A 17,180-nucleotide genomic window follows, 5' to 3' on the forward strand; every position below is an offset into this window, starting at 1 on the left:
CTCCTTTTGCGAAAAAATTATTTTAAGACCATCGTACTAACCGTTGTGTTTGGGTACTCTTTCGCATCCTCTTCATTTCTTAGTACGCGCAAGCCGCCTTCTGCGAGAGCTTGAAGTTCGTTCTCTCCTGGGTGAACTATGACATCTGCAATCCATTTAATATGGTCTGTGATCTGTTTTACGAATTGTTTGCCATAAGCCATTCCACCAGTTAACACGATCGCATCTACTTCACCGCATAAAACGGCACTTGCAGCACCGATTTCCTTGCCGATCTGATATGCCATCGCATCATAGACAAGCTTAGCTTTTTCGTCACCAGCTTCGATTAACTCCTCTACTTTCACAGCATCATTTGTACCTAAGTAGCCTACGAAACCTGCTTGTCCTACTAGTTTTTTCATGATTTCTTCAGCGTAGTATTCTCCTGAGAAGCACATTGAAACTAAATCACCCACGGGAACTGTGCCCGCTCGTTCAGGTGAAAAAGGCCCCTCTCCATGTAGACCATTGTTAACATCGATCACTTTCCCGTTTTTATGGACGCCAACGGTAATTCCACCGCCCATATGAGTAACGATCAAATTAAGGTCTTCATATTTCTTATCTAGCTGTCCAGCAACCCTTCTAGCAACTGCTTTTTGGTTCAATGCGTGAAAGATACTTTTTCGCTCGATTTCTGGGACTCCAGAAAGTCTAGCTACATCCTGTAGTTCATCAACCACAACAGGATCAACAATAAAGGATGGAATGTTAAGTTGTTCTGCAATCTCAAAGGCGATGATTCCGCCAAGGTTGGAAGCATGCTCACCGGAAAAACCATTTCTTAGATCTTCAAGCATTTGCTCATTAACAGAATAAGTTCCACCTTCTATAGGACGAAGAAGGCCTCCGCGACCTACCACGGCGGCAAGTCGCGAAATGTTTATCGCTTCCTCATCTAGTGCTTCTAGAATCGTGCTTTTTCTAAATTCATACTGATCGATGATTGTTTCAAATTGATTGATTTCTTCTGCATCATGACGGAGTGTTTTCTCAAACACTGCTCGTTCATTATCGAAAATACCAATCTTTGTTGACGTTGAACCTGGGTTGATTACCAGTAGTCGATATTCTTTATCAGTCACTTGAGACCCTCCGTTACTTACGATGACTTAAAATGTGTTGAGAGTTCATCAAGAATTGGCTTCTTGATTGTTTCATTGCTTCAATTCTTTCTTCAGCAAGTCGATCTGCTGCTGCATAAGTAGGAATACCGTCTCGTTTAGAGATTTCGATAACCTTAGCGATATTGTCATAGATCCCTTCAACACGCTTCATAGCGCGATCACGGTTATAACCATACAATTCATCAGCAACGTTGATTACTCCACCTGCATTAATCACATAGTCTGGAGCATATACGATACCCATTTCGTGAATCTGGTCACCGTGTGTCGTTTCACGAAGCTGGTTGTTTGCGGCACCTGCGATTACTTTAGCTTTAATTTTCCCAATCGTATCATCGTTAATGACTGCACCAAGGGCACAAGGAGCAAAAATATCGCAATCCACTGTGTAAATATCATCAATATCTACAGCTTTTGCTCCAAAGTCAGAAACTGCACGGTCTACAGATTCTTTGTTGATATCTGTAACAACGAGTTTAGCGCCCTCTTCATGAAGGTGTTTACAAAGGTTGTAAGCTACGTTACCAACTCCTTGAACAGCTACAGTCCTACCTTCAAGAGAATCCGTACCGAAAGCTTCTTTCGCAGCAGCTTTCATACCAACATAAACACCATAAGCTGTTACAGGAGATGGGTTACCTGAAGAACCGAAAGCAGGAGAAATTCCTGTTACATATTCCGTTTCTTCATGAATCGTATCCATATCATGAACCGTTGTACCAACGTCTTCAGCAGTGATGTAACGACCATTCAACCCTTGGATATAACGTCCGAATGCTCTAAACATTGCTTCGTTCTTATCTTTCCTAGGATCACCGATAATAACTGTCTTTCCTCCACCTAAGTTCAACCCTGCTGCTGCGTTTTTGTAGGTCATGCCTTTTGCTAATCGCAGAGCATCTTCAAAAGCATCTGCTTCTGAATCGTAAGTCCACATTCTCGTTCCACCTAGTGCAGGTCCAAGAGTCGTATCATGGATAGCGATAATCGCTTTTAAACCTGATGCTTTATCTTGACACACAACAACCTGCTCATAATCATAAGTTTCCATATATTTGAATAGTTCCATTTAAATCTTCCTCCCTGATCGTTCTTATTTATTGGTTGAGCTTACTGCTAAAGCGATACTATAAACTTTACTTTCTGCATCATCAGATCGTGAAGTTAACACGATTGGAGCTTTAGCTCCTGCGATGATACCCCCGACCTTCGCATTAGCGAAATAGACAAGAGATTTATATAGTGCATTGCCTACTTCGATTGAAGGCACTAGCAAGATATCAGCAAATCCGGCTACTTCACTCTTTATCCCTTTGTGACTTGCGGATTTAACTGAAATAGCATTATCCAAAGCAAGTGGGCCATCGACCACACAATTTTTTATTTGACCTCTAGCGCTCATCTGACTTAAAGCCGCAGCGTCGAGGGTTGCTTGCATCGACGGGTTAATGACTTCTACCGCTGCAAGAGGGGCAACTTTCGGTGTTTTTATACCGATTGAAGTCGCTACTTCCACTGCATTGTTTACAATATCAACCTTCTGCTGAAGGTCAGGTGCTATATTCATGCCAGAATCAGTAACAAAAATCATTCTGTCATATCCAGGCACATCAAAAGCCGCAAGATGCGATAGGCTTTTTCCTTTTCTAAGGCCGTATTCTTTGTTTAACACTTCTTTCAAAATGGTTGAAGTCGAAACCATCCCTTTCATAAGGACATCTGCTTCACCATTCCTGACAGCGGTTACAGCTGATTTGCATGACTCCTTATCATCTGAGGTATGCACGACGCGAACATCTTCAGAATGAGTGAGGTCTTTCTTTTCTAATATGGACATGATTTGTTTTTCATCGCCATACAGAATAAACGAAGCGAGCTTTTGATTCACAGCCATTCTTACAGCTTCGATCACTTCTTCATCAGCAGCTGCTGCTAAAGCCACTACTTTGTTCGTTTGCTCAGTAGCTTCCTTCAATAAGTTGTTTAGGTTCATGATGTCTCTCCCTTCGTGTCCACCACATTATATAATGCAATTTTCATGCCAAGTTTAAAAAGGTATTAGATCGGGCATATTCTTCTCAACCACCATGCAACCTTTTTCAAACCGCGCAAATTCTTGCATGCTACTTTATTCAACTCCGTGTTTCTCCATCTTATAATAGAGGTTTCTTAAAGATACTCCTAGCGCTTTGGCAGTAGCCGTTTTGTTTCCGTTATAGTATTGAAGAGTTTGGTCAATCGTTTTTCTTTCAAACTCATCCACTAGTTGTGACAGAGATTTCTCAGGAGTTCTCTCAACTGAGAGAAGGTCGGCATTTTTCGTCTCACTTAATAATGATGGGATATGAGACAGTTGGATAACAGACTCAGCTGCATCCATATGAATGACAACTCTTCCTAATACATTTTCAAGTTCTCTTACATTCCCTGGCCATTCATATTGCTTGAGATACTCTAACGCTTTAGGAGTAATGCCTTCAACGTTCCTCCCGTAGTCCTGATTAATCTTAGCTATCAAATGGTCTGATAGAAACCCTATATCTTCTTTCCGTTGTCTAAGGGGTGGTATCTGTATCGGCATACGATTCAATCGATAATATAAATCTTCCCTAAATGAACCATCCATTATTCTCTTTTCAAGTTTTGCATTCGTAGCAGCAATTATTCTGACATTGATCGATATCGGATTAGTACCCCCTACACGAACAATTTCTTTCTCTTGTAGAACACGCAACAGTTTTACTTGTGTACTCAGAGATAGTTCACCGATTTCGTCGAGAAAAATGCTCCCGCCGTTCGCTTCTTCAAAAAGGCCTCTTCTTCCGCCTTGTTTTGCTCCTGAAAACGCACCGTCTTCATAACCGAAAAGCTCACTTTCAAGCAGAGATTCAGCGATTGCGGCACAATTCACTCTTATAAATTTGTTGAACTTTCGATCGCTAGCATTATGTATTGCGTGTGCGAATAATTCTTTGCCTGTCCCAGATTCCCCCCTCAGCAACACAGTTGCTGGCGTTGAGGCAGCGAGCTTTGCTTGTTGAATAGAGAACGACATTTCTTCAGAGCTTCCAATAATGTCTTCAAACGAGTATTTTGCTTCAAGGGTTCGAATGATTTGTCTTGCTCTTTGAAGTTGATTGTTCAACGAGTGCAGCTCAGATACATCATGGATGACTCCTACACTTCCTTTTAACCGTCCATCAACGATTACTGGGGAAACATTAACGACTACATCACGCTTCTTAGGGCCAACTTTCATCTGAACCCCTCGAACAGGTTTTCTAGAGCTCAAAACACGCATGTGCATGCTTTCACCTTCAGATATGTCAGTTGTTGCTGGTTTACCGATCACTTCATCTTCATCTAATCCAGTCAATCTTGAGTAAGCAGGATTGATCATCAACCCTCTACCATTTTCATCAACAACAGATATCGCTTCATCAGATGATTGGATAATTGCTTTTAACATAGACTGGATACTTTTTAAGTTCGTAACTTCTTGAGCCATTTCTTCGATTGCAGTCATATCTCGAAAGACTGCCATCGCTCCTACACGAGCTCCATTGCTGTCTAATAATGGTATTCTTGTGGTTATGATTTTCTTTCCGTTAGGTAAAAGCTGTTCCTGGTTCACTTCGGAGTGTCCACTGGCCAGGACCCTAGGGAGTCGACTCGTCGCCATCAACGAGCCTACCGGTTTACCAATAGCTTCTTCTTTACTAATACCGGTTACTTTCTCTGCGCTCCTATTAAACAGCGTCACACATTCCTCTTTATCTATTGCGATCATTCCATCATGAGTGGAATCGAGTATTATTTCTTGTAATTTAGACTGATGTCGGAGCGTATCGATCAATAATTCTTTTTCTTCAATCAGATGCAATACGACGTTCGCAACTGCTCCTGGAATGAGTACAGTTTTCTTACTGCGTTTTTCACGTATTTCTTTGAAGACACTGTCTCTCCCTGTTGCTTCAATAATGACATCGATTTCAAAATCGGATAATGGAATCGTCCAATCGTTATAAACCTTTATTCCTGCCTCTTTAGCTGTAATCATACCAGGTGCGTTTTCATTAAGATCCACAACCGCTACGACGTTCATCATCTTTGTTTCTCGAAGGATATTTAGTAACGCGTTACCACCGTTTCCAGCTCCTACGATCATACATTTGCGCAATTATTCATCACCTGCATTTCTCACATGCAATATATTTCATACTTATCATACAACTAAATATCAGTTTTGACAAATCGTGCATGGTTTGTTTCGAAAATTTGTCAAAAAGCGTTTACAACTGGCATAGACACAAACTGTTTACTTCGCTACAATGTCAATAGTATTTGTAGAAAGGATGCGCACTATATGCGACTATTAGCTCTCCTTATTGTGCTTATCCCCGGATTAATTGGGGTTTATGGGATTAAATTAATGAGAGATGTTGTATTTGGGATAACGATCCCTCCCTTTACTTCACTCATTTTACAATTTATTTTAGGTTTAGTGTTTTTTCTAGCTGGCCTAGCGTTCGTAGGTGGTTTTATTTTCTATCGAGATCGTAAACGAAATAAAGTTCAACAGCGATTTTCTTCAAATAGACATAAAAAAACAAAGTCCTAAACGACTTTGTTTTTTTATAGTTATTATCTTGTGTGTGAATAGTTTTCCGAATTATGTTCAATTCTCAGTTTATCTGCAACCATTGCGATAAATTCACTGTTCGTTGGTTTTGCCTTTGACATGCTAACCGTATAACCAAACAGGTTGGAAATCGATTCAACGTTTCCTCTACTCCAAGCCACTTCGATCGCGTGACGGATTGCACGCTCAACTCTAGAAGAGGTCGTATTAAATTTTTTCGCGATATCTGGGTATAAAACTTTGGTGATCGACCCCAGCAATTCGATGTCATTGTATACCATCGTAATTGCTTCCCTTAAGTACATATAACCTTTGATATGGGCAGGTACGCCAATTTCATGAATGATACTCGTAATACTTGCATCGAGATTTCTAGGCTTGTTTTCTCTAGGTGGACGTTTATAAGATTGTGTGCTGTGCGTAAATGTCGTTTTCTTACCGCTTACCTGCCTGACATGACTAGCAAGGTTATCCATATCGAACGGTTTAAGTATAAAATACGAAGCTCCAAGATCGACCGCTTTCTTCGTTACATCTTCTTGACCAAATGCCGTTAACATGATGACGCTGCACGTGTAATTCATTTCTCTTAAACGTTCGAGAACAGCAAGTCCGTCGAGGTGAGGCATGATGATATCAAGAACTAACACATCTGGCTCTTCTTCTTCGAGTACTTCAAGACATTCCTGACCATTGAACGCTGTCCCTACAACTTCAATATCCTCCTGTCGAGACATATATTCCTCAATTAAGTTAACTAATTCCCGATTATCATCTGCAAGGCAAACTTTAATTTTTTGCACGGCTCCGTCTCTCCTTCCCAAGTTTGGTTACCGTTATATAGAAATTCAACGGGCCACATAATTTTCCTCTAAAATTTCTAAAAACATTTAAATTTAATACAAATCCTGCATTTATCTCTTTAATTCTTCAGCTAACTTCTTTTTTCTACATTTTCTGAATAATCTATTACTTTTGTCGAATTTTCTTCATACAAAGTATATCATGGTTAAATAACGAAAGAAAGCGAACATTGAGCTTTTTTTAGCTCGCTGTTCGCTGACCATTACGATCTTCTTTATAAATATTGATTCCTGCCTCTTCAAGCATCCATTCTATGTGAACCCCATAACCAGAAGTCGAGTCATTTACAAACACATGGGTGACTGCTCCGATAACTTTCCCGTCTTGAATAATTGGGCTTCCACTCATTCCTTGTACAATGCCACCGGTTTCCTTTAACAATTCAGGGTCAGTAACTTTTATTACCATTCCTTTAGTAGCAGGAAATTTCTGTGGAATAGAGCTAACCACTTCAACATCGTATGCTTTTACTTCGCTACCTTTCACAACAGTCAAGATTTTAGCCGGTCCTTCTTTTACCTGATGTGATAATGCGATCGGCATCGGTCTATCGTACATGCCATTCTTAACTTGATTGTTCATTTCACCAAAGATACCGAATGGACTGTTACGAGTTATCGTACCTAACTTGTGATCGGTATTTGAAAATCTGGCTAGTTTTTCACCGGGATGCCCATTGCTCCCCTTTTCAATCGAAGTAACTGAAGAGCTGTAGATCTCACCATGATGAACAACGATCGGTTTCTTTGTGTCCATATCCGAGATGACATGCCCTAGAGCACCGTATTTCTTACTGTCTGGATGATAAAACGTTAAGGTACCAACTCCTGCAGCAGAATCTCTAATATAAAGTCCGATTCGATACTTTGAGTCCGATTTGTCCTTAACAGGAACCAATTTTTTGTTTAGTTCCTTGTTTTCACGTACAATCGTTACTTTTAATGCATTACCATCTTGTCCGACTTTTTTTACAATCGTTCCGATGTCACTCATTTTTTGGACGGATTGACCATTGATTTTCGTAATGATATCTCCCACTTGAATATCAGCTACTTCGCCGGGGGAACGATCTCCTTTAGTTGTATGAATAAGGTGATGCCCTACAACGAGTACACCACGGGTATTCAGCTTCACACCTATCGATTGTCCACCAGGAATTACTTTAAAATCAGGAAGAACTTTAACCCCTACTTGCTTGATAGGAAACGTACCTACTGTAAAATCAAGTATATCTGAACCACTGCTTACACCTTTAACTGTAATCTGATCTGAATTTTTGTTCACACTAATCACGTCAGGGTTTTTTACAGTTGAAGCGGTGGTCATAACAGATGAGATGTCAGTTTGATCTCCTTCAAACAAAACGATTTCATCTGGAATCGAAAGAAATAATTGAACTGGATTTGAAAATCCAAAAGCAATTATTAAACCAAGGAGAACTGCACCAATCAATTTTCTAATTATCTGTGTCTTCAAACCTTCACTCTCCTCGCTCTTGCCCACACCTCCAACATGGCTGTACTTATAATTTTGCCTTACCAGACGGTTATTATAACCGATAAAAATGAAAATGCTATCCTTAGTTGGATAGCATTTCATCTTATGTTTTTATTTGATCAGCCTGCAATAATAATTCTTTTGCATGCTTCTTCGTTAATTCAGTCATCTCAGCACCTGAAATCATTCTTCCAAGTTCTTCTATCTTTTCATCAGTGCTTAATTTTCCAACGCTCGTTTTCGTTCTACCTTCTCCTGTTTCCTCTTTGGAAATATATAAGTGATGATCAGCCATCGCAGCTACTTGAGGAAGGTGCGTGATGACTAAAACTTGAGAACCTGAAGAAAGACGTTGAATTTTTTCTGCCATCGCCTGAGCAACTCGTCCACTTACGCCAGTATCGACCTCATCAAATATAATAGATGTGATTCCCTGATGTTTTGAAAAAATCGATTTAAGAGCTAGCATGATCCTCGATAATTCTCCACCTGAAGCGGTCTTTGAAAGTTGTTTTAATGGCTCACCTGGGTTAGTTGATATCATGAAGTCGATGTCATCTTTACCAGACTTATGGAACTCCTGTTTTCCATTCACATTAAAGTTGATTGCAAACTCCGTCTTCTCCATATAAAGGTCTTGCAGCTCTTCATGGATTGCGCCGACAAGCTTGTTCGCAATTTGTTTACGTAGCTTTGTTAAGTTATCAGCCTCAACTTTTAAATCAGCCGTTATATCATCCAAACTTTTTTCTAGTTCTTCGATTCTGTCTTCACTGTGAGTTAGTTTATCGACTTCATCTTCGATCGAAGCAGCGTACTCTAGGATTTCTTCGACTGACTCGCCGTATTTTCTCTTTAATCCTTGTATTTCGTTTAGACGTTCTTCAACAAAATTTAGTCTCGTCGGATCAAACTCGAGTTGATCTCTATATGAATTAATTTTCCCCAACGTTTCTTCTAAAAGATAAAATTGATTTGCCACTTCTTCATGATACTCTTTTAACTCTTCACCAAGATCTGAGACCGTTTCGAGTTGGGACATTGCTAATCCTAACCAATCTAGACCTTTGTTATCTCCTTGGAGTGAATGATAAACATCCTGAAGCGCACCAAATAACTTTTCAAAATTTCCTAAACGGAGCTTTTCCTCCATGAGATCTTCATCTTCATTAGGAATTAGTTCTGCTTTTGTTATCTCTTCAAGCTGATATTGAATCAAATCAAGTCTCTGCGCCATTTGCTGTTCGTTTTCAGTCAAATGCTTCAGCTGTTCTCGAACTTTTTTGTAGCGGTTGTATATCCCTCGATATTCTTCCAAGGCTGGACCAATCGAACGTTCTCCAAAATTATCAAGCAAAGAAAGATACTTATCAGGTTGCATAAGGTCTTGGTGTTCATGCTGACCATGGATATCAATCAATGATTGACCAATTTCCCGCAAGATTCCAAGTGTAACGAGTTTGCCATTCACTCGACATATACTCTTCCCTGCACTTGATATATCTCTTCTCAACACGACCATATCATCCAATACTTCTATCCCGACATCTTCAAGCTTTTGTATCGATGGGTGGTTTCCGTCAATATGAAACAAACCCTCAATTTCTGCTTTTTTTGTACCATATCTTACGAATTCAGCAGACCCTCGACCACCAACGAGTAAGCCGATCGCATCGATAATAATGGATTTTCCTGCTCCGGTTTCTCCAGTAAGCACAGTTAGGCCACGGTCAAACGATACAGTTACCGCTTCAATAATCGCGAAATTGCGAATAGATAATTCGGCTAACATATTCTCCCACCTTCAAAGATCATCATATTACAACATATCGATAAAGCGCTGAGAAATCAGAGGTGCATGTTCTGGCTTCTTACAAATAATTAAGATTGTATCATCCCCACTGATGTTTCCCATTATTTCTTCCCAATCTAAATTGTCGATCAATGCTCCTATAGCGTTCGCGTTTCCTGGTAACGTCTTCATTACGATTAAATGATCAGCATCATCTATACTAATAAAAGCATCAGTTAACGTTCTTTTTAATTTTTGCAGAGGATTAAATCGCTGATCGGCTGGAAGACTGTACTTATACCTACCATCGATCGTAGGTACTTTTACAAGATGGAGTTCTTTTATATCTCTTGAAACAGTCGCCTGTGTAACATTAAACCCTGCACTTTTTAAACAATAAACAAGCTCGTCCTGAGTTTCTACGTCCTGATTGGCTATTAGCTCTCGGATTTTTATATGGCGTTGACCTTTATTCATTTAACACCCTCCAAAAAAATTACACATATGTAACGTCAGCCTTATTATATAGCCCTATCCTCTTTTTGTATAGGCATACATAAATATTCAGGTATCGCACGTTATTTTCGTGGGCAGATGGATTAAAAAAAGGATACACGTATGTATCCTTCAAAGTTGATTGTGTGCCTGATCGACCACTTCAACTACACTTACTTCTTCTAAACCTTCATGAACCTGTTGCCACCCAAGGTGCAAAAGAAACTCAATATTCCCTTCCCCACCTGTAATAGGAGAGAACGAAAGCCCTTTGACTTGATATCCAGATTCAGTAAGAAATTCGATCATGTCTTCTAATACTCTTTGGTGAACTTTTTTGTCTCGGACGATTCCTTTTTTTCCTACGTCATCTCTTCCAGCTTCAAACTGTGGTTTTACAAGTGCGACCACTTCCCCAGTCGTTTCAAAGATCGTCTTCAAAACGGGAAGGATAATTTTAAGAGAAATAAACGAGACATCGATAGAAGCAAATTCAGGTAAGCCACTTGTAAAGTCATCTTTCGTACAATATCGAAAGTTTGTTCTTTCCATGACTACCACTCTGTCATCTACTCGAAGTTTCCATGCCAGCTGATTGTATCCAACGTCGAGTGCATAAACTGTTGAAGCACCGTTTTGTAAGGCACAATCTGTAAAACCACCTGTTGAAGAACCGATATCAAGGACGATCTTATTCGTTAGGTCAAGCTCAAATGTCTTGATTGCTTTCTCTAACTTTAAACCGCCTCGACCAACATAACGGAGCGTGTCGCCTTTGACATGGAGAACAATATCATCGTTAACTTTGACTCCTGGCTTATCTAATCGCTCGGATTCAGAGTACACCAAACCCGCCATAATGGCTCTCTTTGCTTTTTCTCTTGTATCGATCAGTCCTCGGTTAACAAGGAGCACATCTAGTCTTTCTTTTTTTGCCATGTTACTCTATGCCCTCTTTTGCTTTGCTGGTAAAATTTTCTTTGCCTTTTCAGCAATATCTTCCGCAGTCAAACCAATTTCTTTCAACAGTTCTCCTACACTTCCGTGCTCAATATACGTATCAGGAATCCCCATTCTCTCGATCGTTCCATGCTGGTAACCACTGTCATTTACATACTCTAGAACAGCACTTCCGAAACCGCCTTGCAGAATCGATTCCTCAACAGTAAGCATCGGAATACCTTCATGGATAAGCTCTGACATCATTTTCTCATCAAGCGGTTTGATGAAGCGCGCATTGATGACTCTCGCTGAAATGCCTTCCTTCTCCAATTGCTCGGCTGCTTTTAATAAATCTTGTAGGGTAGGACCGAAAGAAAGAAGTGCAATATCCGATCCATCTCTTAACACTTCCCAAGAACCGATTGGTATTTCCTTTAGTTCTTTATCCATTGTAACCCCGATACCATTTCCACGAGGGTAGCGAATTGCAATCGGACCACTATTATATTTGTATCCTGTGTAGACCATGTTCTGTAGCTCATTCTCGTCTTTCGCCATCATTAAGACCATGTTTGGCAGGTGACGAAGGAATGAGATGTCGAATACACCCTGATGAGTTTCACCGTCAGCACCGACTAGGCCAGATCTATCTACAGCAATCAATACATTCAGGTTTTGACGACAAACATCATGAACTAATTGATCATACGCACGTTGTAAAAACGTAGAGTAAATAGAAAGTACAGGTTTTAATTCTTGAGTAGCAAGTCCCGCAGCCATCGTTGTTGCATGCTGCTCTGCGATACCTACATCAAACAATCTTTCTGGAAATTGATTCTCGAATGATTCCCACTTAGACCCAACTGTCATAGCAGGGGTAATAACTGAGATTCGATCGTCTTTTTCAGCTAGTTTCCGAACCGTTTCACTAACTACCTTGCTGTAACCAGGGGCAGCAGCTTTAGGCTTGATTTGTTCTCCAGCTTCGATTTTGTATGGACTTACCCCGTGCCACGTCCCAATTTGATCGTTTTCAGCAGGGTGATAGCCTTTTCCTTTTTTAGTCAGAACGTGAACGATCACTGGCCCTTTTGTTTTCTTAGCGTAGTTAATATTTTCCATAAGGGCATCTACGTCATGACCATCCACCGGACCGAGATACGTAAAACCTAGCTCTTCAAAAAAGATTCCAGAAACTAAAAGATATTTCATTGCATCCTTCACACGTTCAGCTGTGGAAGCTAATGCGCCACCGAACGCGGGAATTCTCTTTAGTAAGTATTCAAGTTCCTCTTTTGCTTTATGATATTTACCAGCTGTCCTCATTTTCCCAAGAACATTGTGGAGTGCACCAACGTTAGGGGCAATGGACATTTCATTATCATTCAATATGACGAGCATATCTTTTTGTTCGTGACCAATATGGTTGAGTGCTTCTAGAGCCATTCCACCCGTTAATGCTCCATCACCGATGATCGCCACGACATTTTCGTCTGTTCCTTTAATATCGCGGGCAGCCGCCATGCCCATAGCTGCAGAGAGAGAAGTCGAACTATGACCAGTTTCCCATACATCATGTTCACTTTCATTCCGTTTTGGAAACCCACAGAGTCCTTTATATTTTCTTAGAGTATCGAATTGCGTACTTCTACCTGTCAAAATCTTATGGACGTACGCTTGATGTCCTACATCCCAAAGAAATTTATCCTTCGGACTATCAAAGATTTTGTGTAACACGATCGTGAGCTCTACGACACCAAGGTTCGGTCCTAAGTGTCCCCCTGTTACGGAAAGTTTGTTAATCAAGAACTCCCTAATATCTTCTGCTAACTCTGTCATTTGTTCAACATTATATTTTTTTAAAAATTTCGGATTCTCGATTTTTTCCAAATCCATGGGAATGTCCTCCCCTTCTATATTTCGATTTACGCTTGCTTCTTTTTCTTTTTAGACTGTTTTGCAACCATCTTAATTTTGAACGTTTTTTCAATAAGGTATAAGAATCGCCCAACTTGAAAGATGATTTGTGTAGAAAAATGAATTGCAAACGTTTTACCGAGGGCTTTACCACCCACAGTCAATGCAGCGACGACACTGGTAAATACTACTGATACTATATATTGAAACAGAGATCCCTCGTCATGTCCAAGTTGAAGTGTCAACTGAACGACAACGGCAGCTGCTGCAGTACCACTTATGATACCCGAAATGTCCCCTATCACGTCATTACAAAAACTTGCCACGCGGTCTGCGTTTCGTGTAATGAAGATAGCGTGCTTTGCTCCAGTCAGTCGTTCCGCTGCCATAGCATGGAACGGCACTTCGTTGGCAGCAGTGGAAGCTACTCCTATTGTATCAAAAAAGATACCTATAAGAACGATCAGTAAAACGACGACCATTCCAAGTGCCCAGGTTACGCCACTCAAAACAGCTGTTGATATGATTGAAAAAATAGCCGCTAACACAAGTGTGATAACGGCAATCGCTAAACTCCAGTTTATGGACTTTGATATCGAAGCTTTCATCTTTACTCCTTGTGAATATGAAATAAAAAGAGGTGTTCAACAGAACAGGCGGAACACAAGGAAGTCCAACTTCCTCATCCTGTCAAGTGAACAACCTCGTCGTTATGTATCGCAGAGTGGTCACTTAAAGAGTAAAGACTGCGGCTTAGGTCCAGTAGGTTTTCCCAAACGGATACCCGGACGTCGCCGTCCAGGCGGTTTCCCTTTACATCCGTCTTAGCGTGTCACCATTCGCTAGACTGGATTACCACTTAGTCCGCACTATAATCCCCTTTAAGTGTCACTCGGAACAGTCTAGGAGTTTTCCTCAACAGTCCTGGTCAATTCCTAGCCTCTTTTGCAGAGCAGATTTCATATGGGTGGTAGAAAAAGCATGCTGGCCTAGCAACGCCTTTCCAATAAACCATAATCCCCTCTAGCTCCACTCAAGGCAGGCTACGCTGTTCAGCCGCATCCCTGGCGACTGAAACAGGTTCATACCCCATTTCATAGCTGGCGGCGTTAACCGCACAAGCTACAAGAATAGGCCTCCGCGGAAGCAGGGTCAACGCCCACATGCCTTTGTGGATCGCCCTGCGACCTTAACTCCCAGCATCGACCCAAGTCTGGGCGACTCAAGCCAACACCAGGAACTTCATCGATGTGCCCTATGGCGGATTTTTAGGCCCGCCTTCAGAATAGCCGGACTGACTAGAATACTGCACCACTCAGTCTAATTGTATTATACCACAATACTTATATATTCTCAATTTTGTTCTAATGATCTCTTTCAATGATAAATTTAGCAAGTGAACGCAACCGATCGGTATCTACCCCAACTTGTGCTAAATGAAGTAACGCCTCATCGTAGTGTGAGGCTAACTTATTTTTTGCACCTTCTAAAGTAAGAAGCTTTGGATACGTACTCTTTTTATTCGTTTCATCGCTTCCAGGTAACTTCCCAATCTTTTCCTGGTCACCCTCAACGTCTAAAATGTCATCGCTAATTTGAAAAGCAAGTCCTAAATGTTCTCCAAATTGTTTTAAATGAGACATTTGTTCATCAGTTGCATCTCCGATTACCGCACCCGCAAGAATCGAGTATACAAGCAGTTTTCCTGTTTTATGATGATGAATGTATTCAAGCTCTTCAAGAGTAAGCTCTTGTTCTTCACCAGAAAGGTCGGCTATCTGTCCGCCAACCATCCCGTTAGGACCAGCTGCACGTGCCATCAACGTTGTTAACTCAACTTTCTGGTCGTCTCGTAACAATGAACTGTTAATGACCTCAAAGCTCTGAGTAAGTAATGCATCTCCTGCAAGGATTGCAACAGCCTCACCAAACACTTTGTGATTCGTTGGTTTTCCGCGCCTCAAATCATCATCATCCATAGCAGGGAGGTCATCATGGATCAACGAATACGTATGAATCATTTCCACAGCGCTCGCAGCATGACATGCTTTTTCTTTCGAAGCGCCAAACGCTTCTGCTGTTGCCAACATAAGAATAGGTCGAATTCGTTTTCCTCCTGCATCTACAGAGTACAGCATCGCCTCTTTCAACTCACTCGGCATCTCTAGTTGTGAGATGAACCCATTCAACTCTCCATCGATAAATTTCTTACATTCTTTCATGTAAGCAGTCAAATCTGACGTCACGCCTCATCCTCCTGAACCGAGAAGCGTTTAATTTCTCCATTCTCACCAACGATCTGATCCATTTTCCCTTCGATCGACTGCAACTTATCATGACAAAGGTTCGATAAGTTCATCCCTTCTTGAAAGAGTGAAATTGCCTTTTCGAGTGGGACATTCCCTTCTTCAAGAGAACCAACAATTTCTTCGAGTTTCTGCATCGCTTCTTCAAACGTAACGTTTTCGTATTTTTCTTCATTCTTCTCCATATGAATCATTCTCCTCCAATCCCCATACGTGAGCATCTATCTTTCCATCACTCATCTGAACCTTTATGACATCACCAGGCTCAACTTGCTTAACTGACTTCACTAACGTGTCTTCTTTGTATGCAAGGCTATAGCCACGTTTCATGATTTTCAACGGGCTGAGTGCATCCAGCTTACCCGTTGCATGCGCGAAATCCCTTTGCTTGCCTTGTACAACCCTAGACATCTCTTTATATAGCGATGAACGTAGGTCCAGAAGATCCTTCGCAGATTCTCTTACCAATTGTTCTGGGTGCTTTTTAAGAAGCTGTGTATGATTTCGTTCAACACGCTCTTTCGTGTAGTCGACCTGGCGTTTCATCGTCTTACGAAGCCGCTCAACTTGTAAATCAAGCTCCTGCTCTTTTTGAGTTAACAACTGGTTAGGATATCGAAAGGCATACGATCGTTGAAGTCGTAAAAGTCGTTCTTGTTCACTTTGCTTCTTTTCTTTCATGACTCTAATGAGTCTATGTACCCTCTGTTCCAGACGTTCTTCTAGCTCTACCATGCTAGGAACTGCTAGCTCAGCTGCGCCAGTAGGAGTAGGTGCTCTTAAGTCTGAAACAAAATCTGAAATGGTGTAATCCGTTTCATGTCCAACAGCAGAAATAACTGGGATTTTCGAACGAGAAATGCTTCTAGCAACGTCTTCTTCATTAAAAGCCCATAGCTCTTCGATCGATCCGCCACCTCGACCCACAATTAATACGTCGATCATTTCCATCGAGTTTGCCATCTCTATTGCTCTAACGATAGAGTCTTTGGCATTCACACCTTGAACGAGAACAGGAAAAACAGTGATTCGTGCAGAGGGATAACGACGCTTAATTGTTGTGAAGATATCTCTGATCGCAGCTCCAGTAGGAGAAGTGATGACGCCTATTTCAGAAGGATATCGAGGTATCGGTTTTTTTCTTTCAACTGAGAATAAACCTTCAAACTCTAACTTCTTCTTCAGTTCTTCATAAGCTAGATAAAGGTTTCCTATGCCATCAGGTTGCATCTCCCTAGCATACAATTGATACTGTCCGTACGGTTCGAAGACTGAAATCTCACCTCTGATCAATACCTTCATACCATTTTCAGGTTTGAATTTCATATGACGGTTATTGCCAGCGAACATAACGGACTGCACCCTGGATTTGTCATCTTTAACAGTAAAATATAGGTGCCCTCTACTATGCAGCTTCACATTAGAAAGTTCTCCTCTGAGCCATACATCCTGCAGTGCAGGCTCATTGTCGATCATTCTTTTCACATGCCTTGTTAGAGCGGTTACTGTAATATATCGATCTGTTACCAATCTTCCCCCTCCTTCCACCGCAAACT

The 17,180-nt window shown here is 41.0% G+C and carries 15 protein-coding genes; 1 reads left to right on the plus strand and 14 read right to left on the minus strand.

The features are described from left to right. Nucleotides 1-17: 17 nt before the first annotated feature. The 4 genes from buk to ACXAHI_RS05240 all read right to left on the minus strand — a co-directional run bounded on the left by buk (nt 18) and on the right by ACXAHI_RS05240 (nt 5,349). A complete protein-coding gene (gene buk, locus ACXAHI_RS05225; protein WP_474846468.1) occupies nt 18-1,127 on the minus strand; it encodes a butyrate kinase in 1,110 nt (369 codons plus the stop codon). A gap of 13 nt (nt 1,128-1,140) precedes the next feature. Further along, a complete protein-coding gene (bcd, locus tag ACXAHI_RS05230) occupies nt 1,141-2,238 on the minus strand; it encodes a branched-chain amino acid dehydrogenase (RefSeq protein ID WP_474846470.1) in 1,098 nt (365 codons plus the stop codon). A 24-nt stretch (nt 2,239-2,262) separates the two neighbouring features. Next, entirely contained in the window at nt 2,263-3,162 is a 900-nt protein-coding gene (yqiS, locus tag ACXAHI_RS05235; RefSeq protein ID WP_474846472.1) for a phosphate butyryltransferase, read from the minus strand. A 135-nt stretch (nt 3,163-3,297) separates the two neighbouring features. Next, nucleotides 3,298-5,349, minus strand: a complete 2,052-nt coding sequence (locus tag ACXAHI_RS05240; RefSeq protein WP_474846474.1) for a sigma-54 interaction domain-containing protein — start codon at nt 5,347-5,349, stop codon at nt 3,298-3,300. A 186-nt stretch (nt 5,350-5,535) separates the two neighbouring features. On the opposite strand from ACXAHI_RS05240, the gene ACXAHI_RS05245 reads away from it, so the two are divergent. Beyond that, nucleotides 5,536-5,790 carry a DUF2627 domain-containing protein gene (locus ACXAHI_RS05245; protein WP_270179213.1) on the plus strand — a complete coding sequence of 85 codons (255 nt, stop codon included), beginning with the start codon at nt 5,536-5,538 and terminating at the stop codon, nt 5,788-5,790. A 23-nt stretch (nt 5,791-5,813) separates the two neighbouring features. Here ACXAHI_RS05245 and spo0A read toward each other — a convergent pair whose 3' ends face one another. From spo0A to xseA, 10 genes are all read right to left on the minus strand, one after another. Further along, nucleotides 5,814-6,614: a sporulation transcription factor Spo0A gene (gene spo0A, locus ACXAHI_RS05250; protein ID WP_474846477.1), complete on the minus strand. Its 801-nt coding sequence runs from the start codon at nt 6,612-6,614 to the stop codon at nt 5,814-5,816. 241 nt (nt 6,615-6,855) lie between these two features. Beyond that, nucleotides 6,856-8,151, minus strand: a complete 1,296-nt coding sequence (gene spoIVB / locus ACXAHI_RS05255) for a SpoIVB peptidase (RefSeq protein ID WP_474846479.1) — start codon at nt 8,149-8,151, stop codon at nt 6,856-6,858. Nucleotides 8,152-8,275: 124 nt separating this feature from the next. Then, complete coding sequence (gene recN, locus ACXAHI_RS05260; protein WP_474846481.1) at nt 8,276-9,964, minus strand: DNA repair protein RecN; 1,689 nt, start codon at nt 9,962-9,964, stop codon at nt 8,276-8,278. 27 nt (nt 9,965-9,991) lie between these two features. Then, a complete protein-coding gene (gene ahrC / locus ACXAHI_RS05265; RefSeq protein WP_270179217.1) occupies nt 9,992-10,441 on the minus strand; it encodes a transcriptional regulator AhrC/ArgR in 450 nt (149 codons plus the stop codon). A 150-nt stretch (nt 10,442-10,591) separates the two neighbouring features. Then, a complete protein-coding gene (locus ACXAHI_RS05270) occupies nt 10,592-11,398 on the minus strand; it encodes a TlyA family RNA methyltransferase (RefSeq protein WP_474846483.1) in 807 nt (268 codons plus the stop codon). A gap of 6 nt (nt 11,399-11,404) precedes the next feature. Continuing rightward, the gene (gene dxs / locus ACXAHI_RS05275) at nt 11,405-13,297 is read right to left on the minus strand and encodes a 1-deoxy-D-xylulose-5-phosphate synthase (RefSeq protein WP_474846485.1); all 1,893 of its coding nucleotides are present in this window, start codon (nt 13,295-13,297) and stop codon (nt 11,405-11,407) included. Nucleotides 13,298-13,326: 29 nt separating this feature from the next. Beyond that, entirely contained in the window at nt 13,327-13,926 is a 600-nt protein-coding gene (locus ACXAHI_RS05280; protein ID WP_270179220.1) for a CNNM metal transporter family protein, read from the minus strand. Between the two features lie 756 nt (nt 13,927-14,682). Next, nucleotides 14,683-15,564, minus strand: a complete 882-nt coding sequence (locus ACXAHI_RS05285; protein ID WP_474846487.1) for a polyprenyl synthetase family protein — start codon at nt 15,562-15,564, stop codon at nt 14,683-14,685. Next, nucleotides 15,561-15,809 carry an exodeoxyribonuclease VII small subunit gene (locus ACXAHI_RS05290; protein ID WP_442865072.1) on the minus strand — a complete coding sequence of 83 codons (249 nt, stop codon included), beginning with the start codon at nt 15,807-15,809 and terminating at the stop codon, nt 15,561-15,563. The genes ACXAHI_RS05285 and ACXAHI_RS05290 overlap by 4 nt, the downstream gene beginning before the upstream one ends. After that, nucleotides 15,796-17,100 carry an exodeoxyribonuclease VII large subunit gene (xseA, locus tag ACXAHI_RS05295; RefSeq protein ID WP_474848081.1) on the minus strand — a complete coding sequence of 435 codons (1,305 nt, stop codon included), beginning with the start codon at nt 17,098-17,100 and terminating at the stop codon, nt 15,796-15,798. The genes ACXAHI_RS05290 and xseA overlap by 14 nt, the downstream gene beginning before the upstream one ends. Between the last annotated feature and the right edge of the window lie 80 nt (nt 17,101-17,180).

This window comes from Anaerobacillus sp. ABD4_527 (assembly GCF_056160805.1).

What these genes read in the sequence shown, in the direction of transcription:
- xseA (WP_474848081.1), bottom strand. Translation starts at nt 17,100, where the DNA reads ATGATCGACAATGAGCCTGCACTGCAGGATGTATGGCTCAGAGGAGAA.
- bcd (WP_474846470.1), bottom strand. Translation starts at nt 2,238, where the DNA reads ATGGAACTATTCAAATATATGGAAACTTATGATTATGAGCAGGTTGTT.
- dxs (WP_474846485.1), bottom strand. Translation starts at nt 13,297, where the DNA reads ATGGATTTGGAAAAAATCGAGAATCCGAAATTTTTAAAAAAATATAAT.
- yqiS (WP_474846472.1), bottom strand. Translation starts at nt 3,162, where the DNA reads ATGAACCTAAACAACTTATTGAAGGAAGCTACTGAGCAAACGAACAAA.
- ACXAHI_RS05270 (WP_474846483.1), bottom strand. Translation starts at nt 11,398, where the DNA reads ATGGCAAAAAAAGAAAGACTAGATGTGCTCCTTGTTAACCGAGGACTG.
- ACXAHI_RS05280 (WP_270179220.1), bottom strand. Translation starts at nt 13,926, where the DNA reads ATGAAAGCTTCGATATCAAAGTCCATAAACTGGAGTTTAGCGATTGCC.
- recN (WP_474846481.1), bottom strand. Translation starts at nt 9,964, where the DNA reads ATGTTAGCCGAATTATCTATTCGCAATTTCGCGATTATTGAAGCGGTA.
- ahrC (WP_270179217.1), bottom strand. Translation starts at nt 10,441, where the DNA reads ATGAATAAAGGTCAACGCCATATAAAAATCCGAGAGCTAATAGCCAAT.
- ACXAHI_RS05245 (WP_270179213.1), top strand. Translation starts at nt 5,536, where the DNA reads ATGCGACTATTAGCTCTCCTTATTGTGCTTATCCCCGGATTAATTGGG.
- ACXAHI_RS05290 (WP_442865072.1), bottom strand. Translation starts at nt 15,809, where the DNA reads ATGGAGAAGAATGAAGAAAAATACGAAAACGTTACGTTTGAAGAAGCG.